The sequence below is a fragment of the Vibrio sp. Vb1554 genome, from assembly GCF_033344235.1.
The window spans coordinates 1-20,442 of sequence record NZ_JAWPOJ010000049.1 but is presented as its reverse complement, the minus strand read 5'-3'; the positions used below and the strand labels follow the sequence as shown (position 1 = coordinate 20,442).

The 20,442-nt window shown below is 46.2% G+C and carries 23 protein-coding genes; 8 read left to right on the top strand and 15 right to left on the bottom strand.

Translation table 11 applies throughout. From position 1 onward, the window contains the following. Positions 1-231: 231 nt before the first annotated feature. From fusA to fkpA, 8 genes are all read right to left on the bottom strand, one after another. Positions 232-2,331, bottom strand: coding sequence for an elongation factor G (fusA, locus tag R8N28_RS22775; protein WP_005382794.1), 2,100 nt, complete (start codon positions 2,329-2,331; stop codon positions 232-234). A gap of 75 nt (positions 2,332-2,406) precedes the next feature. Beyond that, a complete protein-coding gene (gene rpsG, locus R8N28_RS22770; RefSeq protein ID WP_005382796.1) occupies positions 2,407-2,877 on the bottom strand; it encodes a 30S ribosomal protein S7 in 471 nt (156 codons plus the stop codon). A 101-nt stretch (positions 2,878-2,978) separates the two neighbouring features. Continuing rightward, complete coding sequence (rpsL, locus tag R8N28_RS22765; RefSeq protein WP_004399892.1) at positions 2,979-3,353, bottom strand: 30S ribosomal protein S12; 375 nt, start codon at positions 3,351-3,353, stop codon at positions 2,979-2,981. 177 nt (positions 3,354-3,530) lie between these two features. Next, entirely contained in the window at positions 3,531-3,806 is a 276-nt protein-coding gene (tusB, locus tag R8N28_RS22760; RefSeq protein WP_065274918.1) for a sulfurtransferase complex subunit TusB, read from the bottom strand. A 7-nt stretch (positions 3,807-3,813) separates the two neighbouring features. Continuing rightward, positions 3,814-4,170, bottom strand: a complete 357-nt coding sequence (gene tusC, locus R8N28_RS22755; RefSeq protein ID WP_065274919.1) for a sulfurtransferase complex subunit TusC — start codon at positions 4,168-4,170, stop codon at positions 3,814-3,816. After that, a complete protein-coding gene (gene tusD / locus R8N28_RS22750) occupies positions 4,167-4,562 on the bottom strand; it encodes a sulfurtransferase complex subunit TusD (RefSeq protein ID WP_017821752.1) in 396 nt (131 codons plus the stop codon). Before tusD ends, tusC begins: the two co-directional genes overlap by 4 nt. Next, on the bottom strand, positions 4,559-5,281 hold the full coding sequence (locus R8N28_RS22745; protein ID WP_005382804.1) for a transcriptional regulator: 723 nt from the start codon (positions 5,279-5,281) through the stop codon (positions 4,559-4,561). The genes tusD and R8N28_RS22745 overlap by 4 nt, the downstream gene beginning before the upstream one ends. 143 nt (positions 5,282-5,424) lie before the next feature. Beyond that, on the bottom strand, positions 5,425-6,207 hold the full coding sequence (fkpA, locus tag R8N28_RS22740) for an FKBP-type peptidyl-prolyl cis-trans isomerase (protein ID WP_017821751.1): 783 nt from the start codon (positions 6,205-6,207) through the stop codon (positions 5,425-5,427). A gap of 128 nt (positions 6,208-6,335) precedes the next feature. Between fkpA and R8N28_RS22735 the strand changes: the two genes are divergently transcribed. Together R8N28_RS22735 and R8N28_RS22730 are read left to right on the top strand one after the other, a co-directional pair. Beyond that, on the top strand, positions 6,336-7,322 hold the full coding sequence (locus R8N28_RS22735) for a WD40 repeat domain-containing protein (protein ID WP_065274920.1): 987 nt from the start codon (positions 6,336-6,338) through the stop codon (positions 7,320-7,322). Next, positions 7,319-7,546 carry a SlyX family protein gene (locus tag R8N28_RS22730; protein ID WP_005381455.1) on the top strand — a complete coding sequence of 76 codons (228 nt, stop codon included), beginning with the start codon at positions 7,319-7,321 and terminating at the stop codon, positions 7,544-7,546. The genes R8N28_RS22735 and R8N28_RS22730 overlap by 4 nt, the downstream gene beginning before the upstream one ends. Positions 7,547-7,629: 83 nt before the next feature. Here R8N28_RS22730 and R8N28_RS22725 read toward each other — a convergent pair whose 3' ends face one another. From R8N28_RS22725 to kefG, 5 genes are all read right to left on the bottom strand, one after another. Beyond that, positions 7,630-8,571: an isoaspartyl peptidase/L-asparaginase gene (locus R8N28_RS22725; protein ID WP_318183453.1), complete on the bottom strand. Its 942-nt coding sequence runs from the start codon at positions 8,569-8,571 to the stop codon at positions 7,630-7,632. Positions 8,572-8,702: 131 nt separating this feature from the next. After that, positions 8,703-9,254, bottom strand: a complete 552-nt coding sequence (gene slyD / locus R8N28_RS22720; protein WP_005381451.1) for a peptidylprolyl isomerase — start codon at positions 9,252-9,254, stop codon at positions 8,703-8,705. 92 nt (positions 9,255-9,346) lie between these two features. Next, positions 9,347-9,547: a YheV family putative zinc ribbon protein gene (locus R8N28_RS22715; RefSeq protein ID WP_005381449.1), complete on the bottom strand. Its 201-nt coding sequence runs from the start codon at positions 9,545-9,547 to the stop codon at positions 9,347-9,349. A gap of 33 nt (positions 9,548-9,580) precedes the next feature. Continuing rightward, positions 9,581-11,377, bottom strand: a complete 1,797-nt coding sequence (gene kefB, locus R8N28_RS22710; RefSeq protein ID WP_065274921.1) for a glutathione-regulated potassium-efflux system protein KefB — start codon at positions 11,375-11,377, stop codon at positions 9,581-9,583. Beyond that, positions 11,364-11,954 carry a glutathione-regulated potassium-efflux system ancillary protein KefG gene (gene kefG, locus R8N28_RS22705; protein WP_065274922.1) on the bottom strand — a complete coding sequence of 197 codons (591 nt, stop codon included), beginning with the start codon at positions 11,952-11,954 and terminating at the stop codon, positions 11,364-11,366. Before kefG ends, kefB begins: the two co-directional genes overlap by 14 nt. Before the next feature lie 209 nt (positions 11,955-12,163). Between kefG and R8N28_RS22700 the strand changes: the two genes are divergently transcribed. The 6 genes from R8N28_RS22700 (at position 12,164) to crp (ending at position 17,777) form a co-directional block, all read left to right on the top strand. Continuing rightward, entirely contained in the window at positions 12,164-14,083 is a 1,920-nt protein-coding gene (locus R8N28_RS22700; RefSeq protein ID WP_053307381.1) for an ABC transporter ATP-binding protein, read from the top strand. Next, complete coding sequence (locus tag R8N28_RS22695; protein WP_065274923.1) at positions 14,080-14,568, top strand: TIGR02444 family protein; 489 nt, start codon at positions 14,080-14,082, stop codon at positions 14,566-14,568. The genes R8N28_RS22700 and R8N28_RS22695 overlap by 4 nt, the downstream gene beginning before the upstream one ends. An 87-nt stretch (positions 14,569-14,655) precedes the next feature. Then, positions 14,656-15,663, top strand: a complete 1,008-nt coding sequence (locus R8N28_RS22690; protein ID WP_033907159.1) for a hydrolase — start codon at positions 14,656-14,658, stop codon at positions 15,661-15,663. A gap of 33 nt (positions 15,664-15,696) precedes the next feature. Further along, the gene (locus tag R8N28_RS22685; RefSeq protein ID WP_005382815.1) at positions 15,697-15,909 is read left to right on the top strand and encodes a YheU family protein; all 213 of its coding nucleotides are present in this window, start codon (positions 15,697-15,699) and stop codon (positions 15,907-15,909) included. A 125-nt stretch (positions 15,910-16,034) separates the two neighbouring features. Next, positions 16,035-16,904: a phosphoribulokinase gene (locus tag R8N28_RS22680; RefSeq protein ID WP_005381434.1), complete on the top strand. Its 870-nt coding sequence runs from the start codon at positions 16,035-16,037 to the stop codon at positions 16,902-16,904. A 240-nt stretch (positions 16,905-17,144) separates the two neighbouring features. Beyond that, positions 17,145-17,777 carry a cAMP-activated global transcriptional regulator CRP gene (crp, locus tag R8N28_RS22675; RefSeq protein WP_005381432.1) on the top strand — a complete coding sequence of 211 codons (633 nt, stop codon included), beginning with the start codon at positions 17,145-17,147 and terminating at the stop codon, positions 17,775-17,777. Positions 17,778-17,913: 136 nt separating this feature from the next. Here crp and R8N28_RS22670 read toward each other — a convergent pair whose 3' ends face one another. Both R8N28_RS22670 and astD read right to left on the bottom strand, forming a co-directional pair. Continuing rightward, complete coding sequence (locus R8N28_RS22670; RefSeq protein WP_042523639.1) at positions 17,914-18,705, bottom strand: DUF1338 domain-containing protein; 792 nt, start codon at positions 18,703-18,705, stop codon at positions 17,914-17,916. A 248-nt stretch (positions 18,706-18,953) separates the two neighbouring features. Next, the gene (gene astD, locus R8N28_RS22665; protein WP_005381424.1) at positions 18,954-20,411 is read right to left on the bottom strand and encodes a succinylglutamate-semialdehyde dehydrogenase; all 1,458 of its coding nucleotides are present in this window, start codon (positions 20,409-20,411) and stop codon (positions 18,954-18,956) included. Positions 20,412-20,442: the final 31 nt, after the last annotated feature.

Sequence of the window (20,442 nt, the reverse complement as noted above, 5' to 3'; positions counted from 1 at the left end):
TGTTTTACCGTGGTCAACGTGGCCGATAGTACCAACGTTAACGTGCGGTTTCGTACGTTCAAATTTTTCTTTAGACACGATCGTGTTCCTTCCTAGTTATGATTCGTCGTGATCATTATTGATCGACGACGCGCCAGAAATTGTTATTTTATGCGCCAACGCCCGTTAGCGCAATATTTGGACGCCCTGATCTCGCAAAAAGTCGTAAACTTTTTGCAGTTCAATCGTCAATTAGTAACCACGCTCTGCAATAATTTTATCTGCGAAGTTTTTCGGCACTTCAGCGTACTCGTGAAACTCCATAGAGTAAGACGCACGGCCTTGAGTTGCAGAACGTAGATCAGTTGCGTAACCGAACATTTCGGATAGTGGTACTTGAGCACGGATGATCTTAAGACCAGCCACACCTTCGTCCATGCCTTCAATGATACCGCGACGACGGTTTAGGTCACCAACAACGTCACCCATCCAGTCTTCCGGAGTGGTTACTTCGACATTCATCATAGGTTCTAGAATCACAGGTTGTGCTTCTAGTGCACCTTTCTTGAATGCCATCGAGCCAGCGATCTTAAACGCCATCTCGCTTGAGTCTACATCGTGGTAAGAACCATCAAATAGTGTAGCTTTAATATCTAGTACAGGGTAACCCGCTAGAACACCACTATTCATTTGCTCTTCGATACCTTTCGATACCGAACTGATGTATTCCTTAGGAATCACACCGCCCACGATTTCGTCTACGAATACGAAACCTTCACCAGGCTCAGAAGGCTCAAGTTTGACCCAAACATGACCGTATTGACCACGACCACCTGATTGACGAACAAACTTGCCTTCAACTTCCGCTTTACCACGAATGGTTTCACGGTAAGCAACCTGAGGTTTACCAACGTTACAATCAACGCTGAATTCACGCTTCATACGATCAACGATAATGTCTAGGTGAAGTTCACCCATACCTGAGATCAGAGTCTGACCTGATTCGTCGTCCGTTTCCACGCGGAATGATGGATCTTCCGCTGCTAGTTTACCTAGCGCGATAGCCATTTTCTCTTGGTCTGCCTTAGAACGAGGCTCTACAGCAATCTGAATAACTGGTTCAGGGAACTCCATGCGCTCTAGAATCACTTTGTGGTTCTGATCACACAGTGTGTCACCTGTTGTTACGTCTTTCAGACCGATAGCAGCTGCAATATCACCAGCGCGAACTTCTTTCACTTCTTCACGCTTATTCGCATGCATCTGAACGATACGACCGAAACGCTCTTTCTTCTCTTTTACTGAGTTGTAAACAGCGTCACCCGAGTTTACAACACCGGAGTAAACACGCATGAAAGTTAGCGTGCCCACGAATGGGTCAGTCGCAATCTTAAACGCTAGCGCTGAGAAAGGTTCGTTGTCGTCAGCATGACGCTCAACTTCATTTTCTCTTTCGTCGACACCTTTAATTGCAGGTACGTCAACAGGCGATGGCAAGAACTCAACTACTGCATCCAGTACCGCTTGAACACCTTTGTTCTTAAACGCACTACCACAAGTAGCCAGTACGATTTCGTTATTTAGTGTGCGAGTACGTAGAGCTTGTTTGAGCTCAGCTTCAGTCAATTCACCTTCTTCAAGGTACTTGTCCATCAGCTCTTCGCTAGCTTCAGCAGCGGATTCAACCATGTGGTTGCGCCACTCTTCAGCAAGTTCAATCATGTCAGCTGGGATGTCTTCGTAAGTAAACGAAGTGCCTTGATCGGCATCATTCCAGTTGATCATTTTCATCTTGATAAGGTCGATGACACCTCTGAACTCATCTTCCGCACCAACGTTCAGCTGGATTGGAACAGGAGTCGCACCAAGACGATTCTTAATTTGGTTCACAACGCGTAGGAAGTCTGCGCCCGCACGGTCCATCTTGTTTACAAATACCAAACGTGGAACGTGGTATTTGTCTGCTTGACGCCATACAGTTTCAGACTGAGGTTCAACACCAGATGAGCCACAGAACACAACCACAGCACCATCAAGTACACGAAGAGAACGCTCTACTTCGATAGTAAAGTCAACGTGTCCAGGGGTATCAATGATGTTTACGCGATGCTCAGGGAACTGTGCTTCCATACCACGCCAGAATGTAGTAGTCGCAGCGGATGTGATAGTGATACCACGCTCCTGCTCCTGCTCCATCCAGTCCATGGTTGCTGCACCATCGTGAACTTCGCCGATTTTGTGAGAAAGGCCAGTGTAGAACAGAATACGCTCAGTTGTGGTTGTTTTTCCTGCATCTACGTGAGCACAGATACCGATATTACGGTATAGCTCAATAGGAGTTTTACGAGCCACGATTGTATCCTCTTACTAAGGTGTACCTTAGAGTATAGAAAAGTGCTGCGAGAGAACCTCGCAGCACAGAAGGTATTACCAACGGTAATGAGCGAACGCTTTGTTTGCGTCAGCCATGCGGTGAACGTCTTCACGTTTCTTAACCGCAGTACCTTTGTTCTCAGACGCGTCTAGCATTTCAGCAGCTAGGCGTTGAGCCATAGATTTTTCACCACGCTTGCGCGCAGCTTCAACCAACCAACGCATAGCAAGTGCGTTACGGCGAACCGGACGTACTTCTACAGGTACTTGGTAAGTTGAACCACCAACACGGCGAGATTTAACCTCTACCGCTGGGCGAACGTTTTCAAGAGCTTCTTCAAAAATAGCTAAGTGGTCTTTACCAGACTTTTCAGCCATAGCATCTAGTGCAGTGTAAACGATTTTCTCTGCAGTAGATTTTTTACCGTCAACCATTAGGATGTTAACGAATTTTGCCAGCAATTCAGATTTGAATTTTGGATCTGGAAGGATCTTACGCTGACCAATGACGCGACGACGTGGCATGGATTTATCTCCGTTGTCTTCTTCAGGTTTTATCCAAAACTTTTCAGTTTTTTCAAAAAATTAAAAATAATTTAGTGTTTGGCCTTACTTAACGGAATCCATTAAGACTTAGGACGCTTCACACCGTACTTAGAACGACCTTGTTTACGGTCATTTACGCCAGCACAGTCTAGTGCGCCGCGAACAGTGTGGTAACGCACACCTGGAAGGTCTTTAACACGACCACCACGGATTAGAACAACTGAGTGCTCTTGAAGGTTGTGACCTTCACCGCCGATGTACGATGTAACTTCGAAGCCGTTTGTCAGACGTACACGACAAACTTTACGAAGTGCTGAGTTAGGTTTTTTAGGTGTAGTAGTGTAAACACGAGTACATACACCACGTTTTTGTGGGCACGCTTCTAGTGCAGGCACGTTGCTTTTAACAACTTGCTTTGCACGTGGCTTACGTACCAACTGGTTAATAGTTGCCATTAACTAGCTCCTGATTTACTTGAAAGTAAGCTTTGTGAAAAATCTATCCCCAACTGCCAATGCAGTTAGGGACGCAAAATTCTATGCAGCAGTGAGAGGTGTGTCAAGAAATATACGGATCTTTTTTGTTCAATTAGAACAATTCATCCGTAAAGCTTTGTCGACAGCAAATCTTGTTCAATCCCAAGTTAGGGATTTATCCTGTTTTGCTGTTAGTTCAACGAAGCCTGAGTAATTCACAATCGTCAGCGATGGACTGATACGATTTGCAATACCGCGAGCTTGCGCATCGCTCTCTAACACAAATACGCTGAGGTTTTTTAGATGGGAAAATGCTTTATGTTGCGAGTTAGCAGCGTACACTGCATCTTCTATAAGTAAGATGTCATCCTGTTCACTGCATAAGGGCATGGCGTCTTCTAGAGCAGAGACTGTTTTTATGATGTGTAACATACCTTCCTCAAAAAGACAGTAGCTTGCCAGCGTGTTGTAACTTATCTTTGAGCTGTTCTGAGCTTAACGCTTGGGCTTCAATGACTAAATCCGCTTGCGCCAAACCTCGCTGGGTTAACGACTCTGAACACACAAAGACTTGTTCGATGTCGTATAAATCGAAAAGCTTTAACATCGGCGCGTAATCTTTACTCAAAATATTGTTGGGGTTTTGTCCGAGTAGAAGCTGGTATACCCCGTCACCCATGAAAATGACGCTGATATCTTCACAGTAAGCCGACGCGGCTAACAGTGCATCCACACCTTCACGACCAGCTGCACTGCCATGTGGCGCACTACGAAATAGATAAGTTAACTGACTCAAAACTGTACCACTCTGTCTTGGGTTAACATCGCTTCAGCTAGGCTACCTAAGCCTGCTTGTTCAAAACCATCGGCTAGATTGTTCTGAACCAAACCATGTTGATTCGCTTCTTCTTCACTTACAATCCCGCGACGCAAAGCGGCCGCGACACAAGTTTCTAGGCGAACACCATGCTCTTTAGCCAAAGACTGCCACGCCTTATTGAGATCAAATTCATCGTTGGCTGGCACACTCAAAGCAGTACCATTAGTCACACCATCTTGATAAAAGAAGACGCTCACTAGCTGATGGCCTTGCTCTATCACCGCTTTGGCGAACTGATAAGCACTGCGCGCTGACTGGCTGCCATAAACGGGACCATTCACCACTAACGTGTAAGTCAGTTTACTCACCTTTCATCATCCTCGGTTTTACGTTGACGAATGTACAAGTAAACGGTGTGTTTTGAAATATTAAGGCGATCCGCGACACGGTTGATGGCATCTTTAATATCGAAGATACCTTTGTCGTACAACTCCATCACGATCTGGCGATTTTTGGTGTTGTTAGACACGGATTTATCCGCATTGATCTCTTCGATGGTGCGTTCAACAGTTTGGTCCACCAGCTCTTCTACGTCACTAGCAAAGTTGACCGAGGAAGCCGCTTCTTTCGCTTCTTGCGTCGGCATGAAAGACTGAAGAACTTGCGAGAAAGGCGCATCCAAGTTGACGTTGATACACAACAAACCAATCACGCGATTTTCGCCATTACGAATGGCGACAGTAATCGACTTCATCAACACGCCACCTTTTGCACGGGTAAAGTACGAACGTGAGAAGTTGCGCTCCGAGCCTTCGATGTCTTTTAGCATCTTAAGCGCTAAATCAGTGATTGGTGAGCCGACTTGGCGCCCCGTGTTTTCACCGTTAGCGATTTTAATTGCAGAGGTATTTAAGTCTTCTAGAGAGTGAAGAACGATTTCACAAAATGGACCTATCAGGCTGGCGATACCATCCACGACCGCCTCATAAGATCTTAAAATGATTTTGTCGTGCTCGGTAAACGGCATCACGTTAACGGATTCCATTTCGAGCAACATCTCCGCGTTTATTGTTTCTGTAGTTGTCATAAGCCTTCGAGCGAAAAATCAACAAATTGGTGTAAGTTTATCAGAAAATTTGAAAAGCAACCTAGCAAACTCACCAACTAGTGACCTAGAACAAAAAAGGCCCGTTAAACGGACCTTTTTCAATAACTTATCGCAGCTTATTGTTATTGCTCTGCGTTGTCGTTCTCAACTTTTAGCAGCTCAACTTCAAATACTAGCGTTGAGTTAGCAGGAATGCTTGGTGTGTCTTGGTCACCGTATGCTAGCTCTGGCGGGATAACGAATTTGAATTTAGAACCCACAGGCATTAGCTGAACACCTTCTGTCCAACCTGGGATTACACGGTTAAGTGGGAACGTTGCAGGTTCACCACGATCGTAGGAGCTGTCGAACTGAGTACCGTCGATCAGAGTACCTTTGTAGTGTACTTGAACCGTATCAGTGTCTTTTGGCTTCTCACCTTCAGCTGGTGTCATTACTTGGTATAGAAGACCTGTATCTGTCTTCACTACGCCTTCTTGCTTCTCAAACTCAGCACGGAAATCATCGCCAGCTTTTTTCGCTTCAGCTGCTTTCTCAGCCGCTTGTGCTTGCATCTTTTCTGCAACACGCTTGTCTAGAGATTCTAGTGCTGCACGTGTTTCTTCTTCATTCAATTCAGCATTGCCTTTGAAGACGTCTTCGATACCTTTTAGTACCAAATCTTTGTTAAGATTAATGCCGATTTCGCTTGGCTTGTCGATGCTTGTGCTTAGGTAGTTAGCAAATGAAACACCGATTGCGTATGCCGCTTTGTCGTCGTCGGTTTTAAAGTGAACCGCTTTACCGGTTTCTGCTTGAACTTGTTCTGCTTGAGGTGCGGTTTCTGTTTTAGTTTCTTCTTTCTGACAACCTACCGCTAGCATAACTGTTGCAGCAAGTAGCGACACTTTTAAAACTGATTTCATTAAATTCTCCCAATAATGGCTCTGCCATTGGTTGTTGTGCACAAATCTTCTATGAGACTAGTGAAGACAATCGTTATACCAATATACTAGCTATATGTCTTAAGACACAAACCGGATTATTAGATGTGATGCAAAGAATTTCTCATTTATTCCTATATTTAATTGTCATCACCACGTTAAATGGTTGCTTTTTCGCCGAGCGTGAAGTGCAGCGTTGGCCGATAGAACCTCAAGGTGCGACGAGCTTCGCACTTAGCAGAGATGGACGGTTTGCTCTGCTCTATTCTCAACAACGTCATTTGATGTTGTGGGACCTAGAGCAAAATGAACAACTAGCCAACCTGGGTGAACTCGATGCCGATGCCAATGTGGTTTCCCATATCCGCATATCTGACAATGGTCGCTACGCAATTACAGCAAGCCAAATGAACTTCGCAGTTTGGGACCTAGGCTGGACGCAATCCGAAGGCCTTTGGTCTATCTCTGATGCGCTCATTCGCGACGTTGATATCACCAGTAATGGTGAACAAGTTCTGCTTGGGTTATCCAACGGTAAAGCAATTTATGTCAACTTAGTCACCGGGCGTCGCATGGAGTTCCTTGCGCATCGTGAAAAAGTCAATTCCGTGGCCATTTCTCCTAATGGGCGCTTCGCCCTAACCGGAGGTAATGACTATAAAGCGTATCTGTGGGATACCGAAACCGGACAAGTACTACGAACCTTCGAACATGAACAACGAATTGTTCGCGTGGCCCTGCAAAGAGATGGAAAATTAGCAATGACATCTGATGGCGGAAACCAAGCGATTGTTTGGAATTTAAAAACTGGACAAGAAGTCACACAGTTGAGCAGTTGGTCACGCCAATTAATTTTCTCTACCGCACGATTTTCTGACGACGGGACTCAACTAGTCACAGGAAGCCCTTCTGGCCGTGTGTCGATATGGGATACTCAAACCGGAAAACGAATGAGTGGATTTGAAGTGGAGCCCAAAAAAGACACTCGCCCTCCCCGTGCGGTCGTGTATGATGCAGCCTTTGATTCAAAACAACGCGTAATTACTGCTACTTCAGCAGGTATTGCCCAAGCTTGGCAGTTAGAGAACGGATCATGACAGAAAAAATCATTCAGCAATTGGAAGCACGCATTAATGACTTAGAATGTCAGCTTGCGTTCCAAGAACAGACTATTGAAGATCTGAACGGAGCTTTATCGCAGCAACAACTGCAAATTACCAAGATGCTCGATCAGATGAAATATGTGGTAGGTAAAGTAAAAAATATGGACTCGTCGAATTTAGCCGATCCGTCAGAAGAAACCCCACCACCGCATTATTAAAATGCAGGCTCAAATAGCATAAAGCCCAGAACATGTTCTGGGCTTTGTTGTATTAATTACTTAAGAAGGTACTCAAGAGGAAGCTATTCGTCGGCGTAGATTTTAACGCTCAGCTCGCCTTGCGTATTAATGCCTGCTCGGTACATGCCAGAACTGTTCATCGCAAAGTGCATCTCACCTTTAGCATCAATGGCAATCAAACCGCCCTCTCCGCCCATCTGTTTGAGAGCACCTTGGATAATGTGTTCACAAGCCGTATGAATATCTTCTTGTAAGTAACGCATACGTGCTGCAACGTCTTCCGCAACACGTTTACGAATAAAGAACTCTCCGACACCCATAGTGGAAACTGCCACAACGCCATTTTCGGCCACCGTACCACAACCAATCAGAGCCGAATCTCCGACTCGGTTGTATTTCTTATTCGTCACGCCACCCGTACTGGTGGCAGCGGCTAAGTTACCTTGTTGATCTAACGCTACCGCACCAACCGTACCGTGCTTACGGTCATCTGGGTAACGAGATTCCGACAAAGCAAACAGTCCTTTCTCACGCATAGACAGCAACTGCTCATAACGGCGATCAGTAAAGAAGTAATCTTGCTCGGTATACTCATGTCCTCGCTCAAAAGCAAACTTCTCTGCGCCCTCACCCACCAACAACACATGATTGCTGTTTCGCATCACATCACGAGCGAGCTCAATTGGGTTTCTGATATGACGAACCCCAGCGACCGCACCTGCTGCAAGGTTTCGCCCATCCATCACAGAAGCGTCCATTTCTACCATTTCGTTGTTGGTCAGCACTGAGCCTTTACCCGCATTAAAGTTAGGAGAGTCTTCCAATACTTTCACTGCCGCTACGACGGCATCTAAGGCTTCACCGCCCGTTTCTAGAATTTGATGTCCCGCTTTTACCGCAGCTTCTAAATCCGCCAAGATGGATTGTTGCAGCTCATCGCTCATCTGTTCACGCAAGATGGTGCCTGCACCGCCATGAATGGCAATCGAGAAAGGTTTCGTCATCGCTTTGTCCAACTGTTATTCCTTGTATGGTTGGCACTACACCTTAGATAAACAAAAAGCGCAAGTTGAAAACTCAACTTGCGCTTTTCAAAGCTTTGCTAGATAAGATTATCTAGTGAAGGCGCTTATGATTAGTGAGAACCACAGCTACCGCCGCCACAGCAGCCGCCTTCTTCTTCGTGATCGTGGTCATGATCGTGACCACCACAACAGCCACCACCTTGATGGATGTGACCGTGTTCGATCTCTTCTGCTGTTGCTTCACGTGTAGACATAACTTCTACTTCGAAAGTTAGTGTTTGACCAGCTAACATATGGTTACCGTCAACAACCACTTCGTTGCCGTCAACTTCTGTTACTTCAACAGGGATTGGACCTTGGTCAGTGTCAGCTAGGAAGCGCATGCCCACTTCGATTTGCTCAACGCCTTGGAACACGTCCGCAGGAACGCGCTGTACTAGCGCATCGTTGTGCTCACCGTAAGCTTCTTCAGGAGCTACCGTTACTGAGAACTTGTCGCCAGCCACTTTACCTTCAAGTTCTTTTTCAAGACCTGTGATTAGGTTGTTGTGACCGTGAAGGTAATCTAGAGGTGCTTCTGCTGTTGATTGATCAACAACGACACCGTCTTCCATCATTACTTTGTATGCAAGGCTTGCAACAACGTTCTTTTCAATTTTCATACTAACTCCAGGGAGATTAATTGACTTAACCTGAATGGGGTTAAGTACTGAGATATCTGGGTGTATTATGGGGATCAATTATCGAAGTTCAATTACTCCGGCTTAAAAATTCCGATCATTTCCTGATCCGAGTGTTTATTTTTCTCTACAGATTGTGGTTTGCGCTGCTCTGTAAACTCACACTCGACACACTCAACTAATTCGATGTTATTTTCAATCCACCAGCGCAGGGTATCTTGCTGGCTGCAATTTGGGCAGCTAGCGCCGGCAATAAAACGTTTCTTGATTTTCACGCTATTTCCTTAGCTTGAGTCTTGGCTCAAGTACTACTTCCAATGATTAGGTGACTGATGGTCGCTCTCCATTTCACGACCAAATATTTCTTCTAGCTCTTTGCGAGCCTCTTTCGCTCTTTGAGCTAATTTCTTATCTTCATTGTGTTGAGGCAATAAGTCCTTAAGCATAGCATTATCTAACTTGCGAAAATGTGCTTCTGCCCGCTTTGCTTGATAAGGATGCATACCCAGTTCTACGAGCGCTTGGCGACCGAGATCTAGTGCCCCTAGAAATGTTTCACGAGAGTAATTCTCTACACCATGACTCATTAACTGGTAAGCCTCGACACGGCTTCTTGCTCGGGCTAACAACTTAAGTTTCGGGAAGTGCACGCGACAAATGTCCACGATGGCCATCACCTCATCAGGTGAATCAGTACAAATAATCAATGCTTCCGCTTTATCAGCGCCAGCAGCCCTCAATAGGTCAATTTGTGTAGCATCGCCATAAAACACTTTGTAACCATACTTACGTAATAGGTGGATTTGGCTGGCATCACTTTCTAATACTGTCACTTTGATTTTATTGGCATACATTAAACGTCCGACGATCTGACCGAAACGTCCAAAGCCTGCAATGATAACGCGTGGTCGGCGATCCACGACTTTCGTGGTCATGCCCTCTTCTTCTTGATTCAGGGTATGAGCAAACCACTTCTTTTGTCCCATCAGCAAAAGAGGAGTCGTCACCATGGATAGACTGACCACCACCAACAGAAACGCCACTTGCTCTTTGGACAAAATGCCCTCTTGGCTCGCCGCGGTAAATATGACAAAGGCAAACTCACCGCCTTGGCTCAAAATTGCAGCCATACGGCTTCTCGCTTTGGCTCCGACACGGGCAGCTCTCGCCAATGCATACAAAACCAAACCCTTAACCACGACCAAAGCCACCACCGCACCGAGAATCTCTAAAGGATGTAATGCCAATAACCCCAAGTTTACCGCCATGCCCACCGCAATAAAGAATAACCCCAACAACAGACCTTTAAATGGCTCGATAGCGATTTCCAACTCATGGCGATACTCACTCTCTGCCAGCAAAACGCCTGCTAAAAAAGTCCCCAATGCCATCGAAAGACCGAGCTTTTGCATCACGACCGAAATGCCAAGCACAACTAAAAGTGCAGCAACGGTAAAGAGTTCACGAACGCCGCTCATCACGACAAAACGAAATAGCGGACGTAGTAAAAAGTGACCACCAATCAACAGTGCTACCACATTGCCTAAAATAGTGAAGACATCCAACCAACTTCCACCACTATGCCCGCCTGCTAGCAAGGGCAACATCGCCAGCATCGGGATCACTGCAATATCTTGAAAGAGCAGCACCGCAAAACCAGATTGCCCCGTTTCGGTACCATTAAGCCCTTGCTCTTCAATGACTTTAAGCGCAATCGCCGTCGAGGACAGCGCCAACCCCATCCCGATCACTAAACTCACTTGCATGCTTACGCCAAACATACTGACGACACTACCAATCACGGCGGTCGTGACCACAACCTGCGCACCGCCTAAACCTAAAATCGGCCCTCGCATCTGCCACAATTTTTTAGGGTTTAATTCCAGCCCTATCAAAAACAGTAACAACACAACCCCAAGCTCGGCAAAATGCAAAATGGCATCAACGTCGCTAATTAAGCCAAGCCCCCATGGGCCAATCAACACACCAGCAAGTAAATAACCTAAAACCGAGCCAAGCCCAAGGCGCTGAGCAATCGGCACCGCAATAACCGCAGCCGAAAGAAAGACCACACTGCTTTGAAGAAACTCACTAGTGATCGCCATACTGACCTCCTCGATCTGCCGCTTGCCAGTTTTCAAGTGGGTTACTCAGCCATCCACGGTATAACTCGGCATGTTCGTAGCGTTCAATATCCGAAACATTTCTTGACCAATACAACACCAGAGGTTCAATCCAGTGCATTTGGCATAGGGCTGCCGTCAGTTCAAACGGTTGCAAGATTTGCTCAAGTGGGTATTTGTTGTACCCCTTCGCGCTGAAGGCTTCTTCTTTACCACCTGTTGTAATGACACTGCGCCAGTATTTTCCTTCTAGAGCCGCACCTCCGCCAAACGCAAAGCCTTTACCTAACACTCGGTCTAGCCACTCTTTTAATAGGGCTGGACATGAATACATATAAAGTGGGTGGTGAAATACGATCACATCGTGAGCGAGCAACAACTCATGTTCGTAATTCACATCAATAAAGAAATCGGGGTAAACACCGTAAAGATCGTGCACAGTGACATGATCAAGCGACTGAGCTTTTTTTATCATCACTTGATTGGCAATCGAGTTATGTAGCTCTGGATGAGCATAAATGACCAGAACTTTTGGGAGAATAGACGGTGCAACAGCCAAATGGTCGTCCTTGTGGTTATTTTTATCCGTTATCAAATTGTTATACTTTTTTGTACAGCATAATGCAATTAAAGCGAATCAATCGACTTTTCCGGTCAATACCCCTACTATTCACCGCTAGATATATACCCAAGTGGCTTTAAAAACGATTGAAACCACTTCGCTATGTAACCAAGCAACGCGCACTGCGCAAAGTGAATGAAAACTTTATGATTACCTTCTCTGATATTCAGTTACTGCGTGGCGGTAAACCTCTTTTAGACCAAGCTTCTGCGACTATTCACCCTGGCGATAAAGTCGGTCTTGTGGGCAAAAACGGCTGCGGTAAATCAACGCTGTTTGCCCTACTGAAAGATGAACTGTCAATTGATGCAGGCTCATTTAGCCAACCTCAACATTGGGAGTTGGCCTGGGTCGCACAGGAAACGCCTGCGCTAGAGCGCACTGCACTGGAATACGTCATTGATGGTGATCGCGAATACCGCGCTCTCGAAAAGCAGTTAGCTGAAGCAGAAACACAAGACAACGGAACCCTAGTTGCCGAGATACACGGTAAAATTGAAACCATTGGTGGTTACAGCATTCGCGCTCGCGCGGCAGAACTGCTCGATGGTTTAGGGTTCAGCCAAGAGCAAATGAGTTGGAGTTTGACCCAATTCTCGGGTGGTTGGCGTATGCGTCTTAACTTGGCTCAAGCGCTATTGTGTCGTTCTGACTTATTGCTACTCGATGAGCCAACCAACCACTTGGATTTGGACGCGGTAATGTGGTTAGAGCGTTGGCTACAAAACTACCCTGGCACGCTGATTCTGATCTCGCACGACCGAGACTTCCTTGATCCAATTGTTGGTCGCATCATTCACATCGAGAATCAGCAGCTGAACGAATACACGGGTAACTACTCGTCATTCGAAAACCAACGCGCACAAAAGATGGTGTTACAACAAGCGATGTTTGAAAAGCAACAGAAGCAGATGTCGCACATGCAAAGCTACATCGACCGCTTCCGTTACAAAGCATCAAAAGCACGCCAGGCTCAAAGCCGTATTAAAGCTTTGGAGCGCATGGAGAAAGTGTTACCAGCTCAATTCGATAACCCATTTAGCTTCCAATTCCGTGAGCCAGCTGCGCTGCCAAACCCAATCATGATGATGGATGAAGTATCTGCAGGTTACGGTGACAACCTCATCTTAGAGAAGATCCGCTTGAACTTGGTTCCTGGCAGTCGTATTGGTCTACTCGGCCGTAATGGTGCGGGTAAATCGACCTTAATCAAGCTGCTCTCTGGTGAACTTAACGCGCAAGGTGGTGACCTAACTTACTCACAAGGCGTGAAAATTGGTTACTTCGCTCAGCACCAGTTAGAAACGCTTCATCCTGAAGAAACGCCGCTGCAACACATGATGCAAATCGCACCCGATCAAACCGAACAGCAGCTACGTGATTACCTAGGTAGCTTTGGCTTCCAAGGTGACAAAGCACTAGAAAAAGTTGCGCCGTTTTCTGGTGGCGAAAAAGCCCGTTTGGTATTGGCTTTAATTGTGTGGCAAAAGCCAAACCTGTTGCTACTTGATGAACCGACCAACCACTTAGACTTGGACATGCGCCAAGCACTTACGATGGCACTGCAAACGTTCGAAGGTGCGATGGTGATTGTTTCGCACGACCGCTATTTACTGCGCGCTACGACCGATGACTTGTATTTAGTGCATGATAGACAAGTTGCTCCGTTCGACGGTGACTTAAATGACTATTACAAGTGGTTAACCGAACAACAAAGAGCGGAACGCAAAGAAGCACAAGCCGCACAGCCAGCCAAAGATAGCGCCAACAGCGCGGCAGCGAAAAAAGAGCAAAAACGTCGCGATGCAGAGTTTCGAAAACAGACAGCGCCAATTCGCAAAACGCTGACACAACTAGAAAATAAAATGGATAAGTTAGGTGCTGCACTGGCCGAAGCTGAAGAACAATTGGCGGACAACTCACTGTATGCGGCCGAAAATAAAGCTAAACTTAACCAAGTGCTGGCACTTCAAGCTTCTAGTAAGGCTGAGCTCGAAGAAATTGAAATGGAATGGATGTCTGCTCAAGAAACGTTGGAGCAGATGGAGCTAGAGTTTAATCAATGAGTAATCAACACGCTGAATACACACTCACCCTAGAACACCTTTGGCAGTTTAGTCTGCAGTTTTATGGTGTGCGAGAAGTGAAAGAGGCGTGCTTATCATTGCAAAACAACTACCACGGTAACGTGAACCTACTCCTGCTGCTCAGATGGCTCGATGAGCAGCAACTCATTTTCCAAGAAAAAGACTGGCCCTTGGTGCAAGACTGTCTAGGTAGAAGCGAAACTTTACTTCACTCCTTTCGCGACCTTCGTCGCCACCTTAAGTCTCAAGTCAATGACGCTTTGTATCGTGAGACCTTGCAGTTTGAGCTGCAACTAGAAAAGCAGCAACAAGCGGATTTGGTGAACTGCATTAACTCACTTGCACTACTCAAAAATGATGGTGACCCACTGACGTTGAGATACTGTCGTCAACTCGGTGGGGAGCATTTGCAGCAAGCCTTTGCTATTCCGGTGCCAAACATTCAACCACCAAAACGCCCATAAATCTGTAGAATACCTATAATCTTTATAAAGGATTATATTAATAAGTTCTTCAACGGACACCGAAGGACCGCATAAGAGCAGTTAGGTATGACACAATTTTTCGCAGCCGCCGGGATCAAAAACCCGCATCTCCAAACGCTTTTGCCGCGTTTTATTCGCAAAAAAGCGTTATTTACGCCGATTTGGCAAACCCTCGATACATCCGATGGCGACTTTCTCGATCTCGCGTGGAGCGAGGACCCAACCCAAGAGCCTGCACAAAAAAAGCCGATTTTTGTTTTATTTCATGGATTAGAGGGGTGCTTCTATAGCCCTTATGCCAATGGGTTAATGAATGCATTTGCTCAATCTGGATGGCTGTCGGTGATGATGCATTTTCGTGGCTGCAGCGGTAAACCAAACAAAAAAGCACGAGCTTACCACTCGGGTGAAGTGACGGATGCTCGTTACTTCCTAGAGCACCTTGAACAACGTTTTCCTGATAATCCCAAAGTTGCAGTTGGTATTTCTCTTGGCGGTAACATGTTGGCAAATTATTTAGCCCAATATAAAGACCACCCTATTTTGAATGCAGCGACTATTATCTCAGCGCCTTTAGACCTAGCGGCGTGTGCAAACCGTATAGAACAAGGCTTTTCGAAAGTGTATCGCCGTTATCTGCTTTCTTCACTGAAACGTAACGCGTTACAAAAGCATCATCTACTGCATGGCGAGCTTGCGCTGTCCTACAACTCAATAAAACGTGTCACACGATTGTATGAATTCGATGATTTGATTACGGCACCATTGCATGGCTTCAAAGACGCACAAGATTATTACGACCAATGCTCTGGCTTAAGTAAACTACAGCAAATCACGCTACCCACACTGATCATCCATGCCAAAGACGATCCGTTCATGACCGACGATGTGATCCCGAAGTTTGTTCTGCCAGATAACATTGATTACCGTCTCTTTGAACACGGTGGCCATGTTGGCTTCCTGACAGGAACGGCGTTAAAACCTAAGTTTTGGTTGGAGGAAGCGCTGCCCGCGTATTACGAAAGTATCGCCGCAGATTACCTTTCTGCTGTATCCAAGCAACGAACGCAGTAAACTAGCCGCTCATCATAAAAGTTAGAGGTATTTATGATCATTCCATGGCAAGACATTGCGCCGGAAACATTGGAAAACTTAATTCGTGAATTCGTCTTACGCGAAGGAACGGATTACGGAACCGTCGAGGTTTCTTTGCAAGACAAAATTGATCAAGTTAAAGCTCAATTGGAAAAAGGTGAAGCGGTTATCGTGTTCTCTGAGCTACACGAAACCGTCGATATTCAACATAAAACAAAATTTTAGACCCTTCACATTTTACCGTATCCCACTCGATGACAAGGTATTGTTACGTGCTATAGTGGGATATCGACCGTGCAGTAGTAACTCTACTGCACATTACAGGTAAGTAATTTTCGACAAGGTTTGTCATGTCAGCTAAACACCCAATTATTGCGGTTACTGGTTCGTCCGGTGCCGGCACGACCACTACATCTGAAGCCTTCCGTAAAATGTTCAATATGATGAACGTTAAACCCGCATGGGTTGAAGGCGATAGCTTCCATCGCTTTACTCGCCCAGAAATGGACATCGAAATTCGCAAAGCCCGCGAGCAAGGTCGACACATTAGCTACTTTGGCCCACAAGCTAATGACTTCCCGGGACTAGAAGAGTTTTTCCGTAAGTTCGGGCATGATGGCACTGGCAGCGTGCGCCGTTATCTGCACACGTTTGACGAAGCGGTTCCCTACAATCAAATGCCAGGCACGTTTACACCGTGGCAAGACTTACCCGAAAACAGCGACGTGCTGTTTTATGAAGGGTTACATGGTGGCGTGGTGGATGGTGATGTTAATGTTGCTCAACATGTGGATTTCTTAATTGGCATGGTGCCGATTGTGAACTTAGAGTGGATACAAAAATTCGTACGCGACACTCGCGATCGCGGCCATTCGCGTGAAGCGGTAATGGACTCAATCGTGCGATCCATGGACGATTACCTCAACTATATCACTCCTCAGTTTTCTCGTACTCACATCAACTTCCAGCGCGTACCGACCGTTGATACTTCCAACCCACTTAATGCAAAAGGCATCCCTAGTTTGGATGAGAGTTTTGTGGTGATTCGCCTACGCGGTATCAAGAATGTCGACTTCCCATATCTGCTGGCCATGATTGATGGCTCATTCATGTCACGCCACAACACGATTGTCGTACCCGGCGGTAAGATGAGCTTTGCAATGGAGCTCATAGTTCGGCCTATCCTACAACAGCTCATCGAAACAGGGAAAATTGGCTAAAAACCTGCCTGCGAAGATGTTTACTTTTCATACCGTGATCATGTGCACAGTTTTGCTTACAAAATCTCAATCATGGCACGATTAAAATCAAGAAATCGTTTTCGAAAAAGGATACTATTTCTTACCGAAACACAAGAGAGCTTGCAGCATATAAAAAGTGCTCTTATTCTAGTAGGCCTAATTCAGGCTTAGCTAAAATATGGATAGCGCAAGCGTACCCTGCAGAGGAAGTGAGATATTATGGTTCTAGGTAAACCTCAAACCGACCCAACATTAGAGTGGTTTCTTTCACACTGTCATATTCATAAGTACCCTTCAAAGAGCACGCTAATTCACGCGGGCGAAAAGGCAGAAACTTTGTACTACATCGTTAAAGGTTCTGTTGCGGTTCTTATCAAAGACGAAGAAGGTAAGGAGATGATCCTTTCTTACCTAAACCAAGGAGACTTTATTGGTGAACTTGGTCTATTCGAGGAAGACCAAGAGCGCACAGCTTGGGTTCGTGCTAAATCTCCTTGTGAAGTTGCTGAAATTTCTTTCAAGAAGTTCCGTCAGCTTATCCAAGTAAACCCAGACATCCTAATGCGTCTTTCTGCGCAGATGGCTCGTCGTCTTCAAGTAACTAGCCAAAAAGTGGGTGACCTGGCGTTCCTAGACGTAACTGGTCGTATCGCTCAGACGCTTCTGAACCTTGCAAAACAACCAGACGCAATGACTCACCCAGACGGCATGCAAATCAAGATCACTCGTCAAGAAATCGGTCAAATTGTTGGCTGTTCTCGTGAGACAGTAGGTCGTATTTTGAAGATGCTAGAAGAGCAGAACCTAATCTCTGCTCACGGTAAAACCATCGTGGTTTACGGTACTCGTTAATCTCAAACTAGAGTGACACGAACAAAATTATAAAAGCCACCAATGGCAACATTGGTGGCTTTTTATTTGCTCATGACCAAATGAGATAGGGTGCAGCGAACACTAATGAGTAAGCTTAACAGGTTAACCCTAAAACTTAGCCATTCGTACTTTCAAAGATTTTGTCAGCTGAAGCGGCCACGAAACCTGGGTACAAATCACCATTTTCCATCGGATAGCGCTTAGCAAATTCATAAAACCCGCCAGGGATAATTTCAGTGCCTTCGCTAAAACGAACCGCTACTTTATCAGCCATGGTCGATGACTGCTCTAGCAACACCTCAGGAGTGCCCTTCACTTCACCACCATTTTCATTAATGGTAAACCCAGCGGTACGCAGATGATCGTTTACCTGCTTCACTTCTTCATATTCATTGAGTTGGTTAACGCTCACCGTGAAGTGGTTTGCTCCGTAACCATGCGCCGCAAGCCAAGATGCGTACTCACTTTCTTTAGCCAACGTTTGGTAATCAGCAAAGCTTAAATCCCACAAGCGTCCACCATGTAAGAATGCGCTATCGTTCAGCTTGTCAGCATCGACTTGTGCCACCAAATTTTTCACAATCTCTTGTAGCTCAGGCGAGCACTCTTCAACTTTTAGCTCACTAATAAATACTTTAGGTTGCTTCGGATCTGGGTGCTCATAGTGCTTAGCAACCAGCTTTTTGCTTTCGAAAACGTAATCACCACACGCCTTGTAACCAATAGCTACAAATGGCTTAGCTAGAGTTTCAATACCAAGAGGCGCGATATTGAAGGTACGTAAAGCTATATGATCATTAATCAGAGGCTCATCTTCTTGAAGCAGCTGATGCACTTTAGCCGCCGAAGGGCAAAGACGTTGAATGTAATCTTGCCATAGCGATTCAAATAACACATCGGGCGTCATAACGACTCCTTGTTACGAGATGTAGAGTTTAAAGGTAAGCGGAAGTTGGCTGCTCGTTCACAACAAAAGTTGTCCAGAATAATGAACGAGCAACCATCAACCTGTGACGGTAAATGCCAGTCAGTCAACACGCTTTTCCGAGTCTTTGCTCACTTTTCGTGTTCTGCCAACGATCACTACAACCCATACCTAAATGATGCGCCGGCAAGGTGAGCCGCAATGCATAGTTGCGACTCTATTATTAAAACTTATAGCGCTACACCTGGACTCAATGTTGCAGGCAAGACAGTCTCTTGACCTTCCATTGATGCCATTGGGTACGCACAGTAATCTGCTGCGTAGTAAGCGCTTGGGCGCAAGTTACCCGACGCCCCCGGACCACCAAATGGCGCATCACCGCTTGCACCAGTGAGCTGGCGGTTACGGTTCACGATACCTGCACGAATGTGGTCAACGAAGTATTCCCATTCTTGGTCGTCGGTTGAGACCAAACCAGCAGATAAGCCAAAGCGCGTATCGTTTGCCAGCGCCACGGCTTTGTCTAACCCTTCGTAACGCACCACTTGCAGAAGTGGGCCGAAGTATTCTTCATCTGGTAACTCAGCAATGTTCGTTACATCAATGATGCCAGGAGAAACAAACGCCGCCTCTCCTGCTTTCGCTTCAATCAAGCTTTCACCGCCAAGAGACTGTAGATTAGCTTGTGCATCAAGAATAAACTTGGCTGCCGCGACCGAAATTTGCGGTCCCATAAATGGCGCAGGTTCTGCAAATGGTTGGTCTACGCGAATATTGCGTGTCGCTTCAACGAGTTTGGTGATAAGCGCATCGCCTTTTTCACCCAATGGCACATACAAACGACGAGCACACGTACAACGCTGCCCAGCACTGATAAACGCTGACTGGATGATGGTGTAAACCGTGGCATCCAAATCACCATATTTATCAGAGATCACCATCGGGTTATTACCACCCATTTCTAGTGCGAGCATCTTGCCCGGTTGACCCGCAAATTGACGGTGTAATACATGCCCCGTATTTGCGCTACCCGTAAACAGTACGCCATCGATGCCTTTTGCGTCAGCTAGGGCGATACCAGTTTCTTTCGCGCCTTGAACAAGGTTAATCACGCCTTTCGGCAGACCGGCTTCTTCCCATAGCTTCATTGCCAATTCACCCGTCCATGGCGTTTGCTCAGACGGTTTGAAGACTACCGTGTTACCAGCCAGTAGCGCAGGCACAATGTGACCATTTGGTAGGTGGCCTGGGAAGTTGTAAGGACCAAACACCGCCATCACGCCCAATGGGCGGTGGCGCAATACGATTTGGTTGCCTGCTGCTTCACGGCTCGCCTCACCAGTGCGGTCATGATAAGCACGAATCGAAATGGCAATTTTACCTGCCATGGCTGCTGCTTCAGTGCGCGTTTCCCAAATCGGCTTACCGGTTTCTTTGGCAATCACTTCGGCGATTTTTTCGCTGTTCTCTTTTACTTTCTCCGCAAAAGCCAACACGATTGCCTCACGCTCTGAAAATGGACGCTTTTTCCAGTCAATAAACGCTTCACGCGCTGCAGATACCGCCTGGTTCACCTGCTCTGCCGTTGCACCTTTGCCTTGCCAGATCACTTCTTGGTTGTACGGCGACAGAGACGTAAATGCTTCACCCTGACCTTGTACCCATTCACCTGCAATCCAATGTGTCATTGTTTCTATCCTTAAATTCTGTCGTCTGTTA

Coding starts and splice junctions, on each gene's coding strand:
- rpsL (WP_004399892.1), bottom strand. CDS start 3,353: ATGGCAACTATTAACCAGTTGGTACGTAAGCCACGTGCAAAGCAAGTT.
- tusB (WP_065274918.1), bottom strand. CDS start 3,806: ATGTTACACATCATAAAAACAGTCTCTGCTCTAGAAGACGCCATGCCC.
- slyD (WP_005381451.1), bottom strand. CDS start 9,254: ATGAAAATTGAAAAGAACGTTGTTGCAAGCCTTGCATACAAAGTAATG.
- R8N28_RS22680 (WP_005381434.1), top strand. CDS start 16,035: ATGTCAGCTAAACACCCAATTATTGCGGTTACTGGTTCGTCCGGTGCC.
- R8N28_RS22730 (WP_005381455.1), top strand. CDS start 7,319: ATGACAGAAAAAATCATTCAGCAATTGGAAGCACGCATTAATGACTTA.
- R8N28_RS22685 (WP_005382815.1), top strand. CDS start 15,697: ATGATCATTCCATGGCAAGACATTGCGCCGGAAACATTGGAAAACTTA.
- fkpA (WP_017821751.1), bottom strand. CDS start 6,207: ATGAAATCAGTTTTAAAAGTGTCGCTACTTGCTGCAACAGTTATGCTA.
- R8N28_RS22745 (WP_005382804.1), bottom strand. CDS start 5,281: ATGACAACTACAGAAACAATAAACGCGGAGATGTTGCTCGAAATGGAA.
- R8N28_RS22700 (WP_053307381.1), top strand. CDS start 12,164: ATGATTACCTTCTCTGATATTCAGTTACTGCGTGGCGGTAAACCTCTT.
- rpsG (WP_005382796.1), bottom strand. CDS start 2,877: ATGCCACGTCGTCGCGTCATTGGTCAGCGTAAGATCCTTCCAGATCCA.
- astD (WP_005381424.1), bottom strand. CDS start 20,411: ATGACACATTGGATTGCAGGTGAATGGGTACAAGGTCAGGGTGAAGCA.
- R8N28_RS22695 (WP_065274923.1), top strand. CDS start 14,080: ATGAGTAATCAACACGCTGAATACACACTCACCCTAGAACACCTTTGG.
- crp (WP_005381432.1), top strand. CDS start 17,145: ATGGTTCTAGGTAAACCTCAAACCGACCCAACATTAGAGTGGTTTCTT.
- R8N28_RS22725 (WP_318183453.1), bottom strand. CDS start 8,571: ATGACGAAACCTTTCTCGATTGCCATTCATGGCGGTGCAGGCACCATC.
- R8N28_RS22670 (WP_042523639.1), bottom strand. CDS start 18,705: ATGACGCCCGATGTGTTATTTGAATCGCTATGGCAAGATTACATTCAA.
- R8N28_RS22735 (WP_065274920.1), top strand. CDS start 6,336: ATGCAAAGAATTTCTCATTTATTCCTATATTTAATTGTCATCACCACG.
- kefB (WP_065274921.1), bottom strand. CDS start 11,377: ATGGCGATCACTAGTGAGTTTCTTCAAAGCAGTGTGGTCTTTCTTTCG.
- R8N28_RS22690 (WP_033907159.1), top strand. CDS start 14,656: ATGACACAATTTTTCGCAGCCGCCGGGATCAAAAACCCGCATCTCCAA.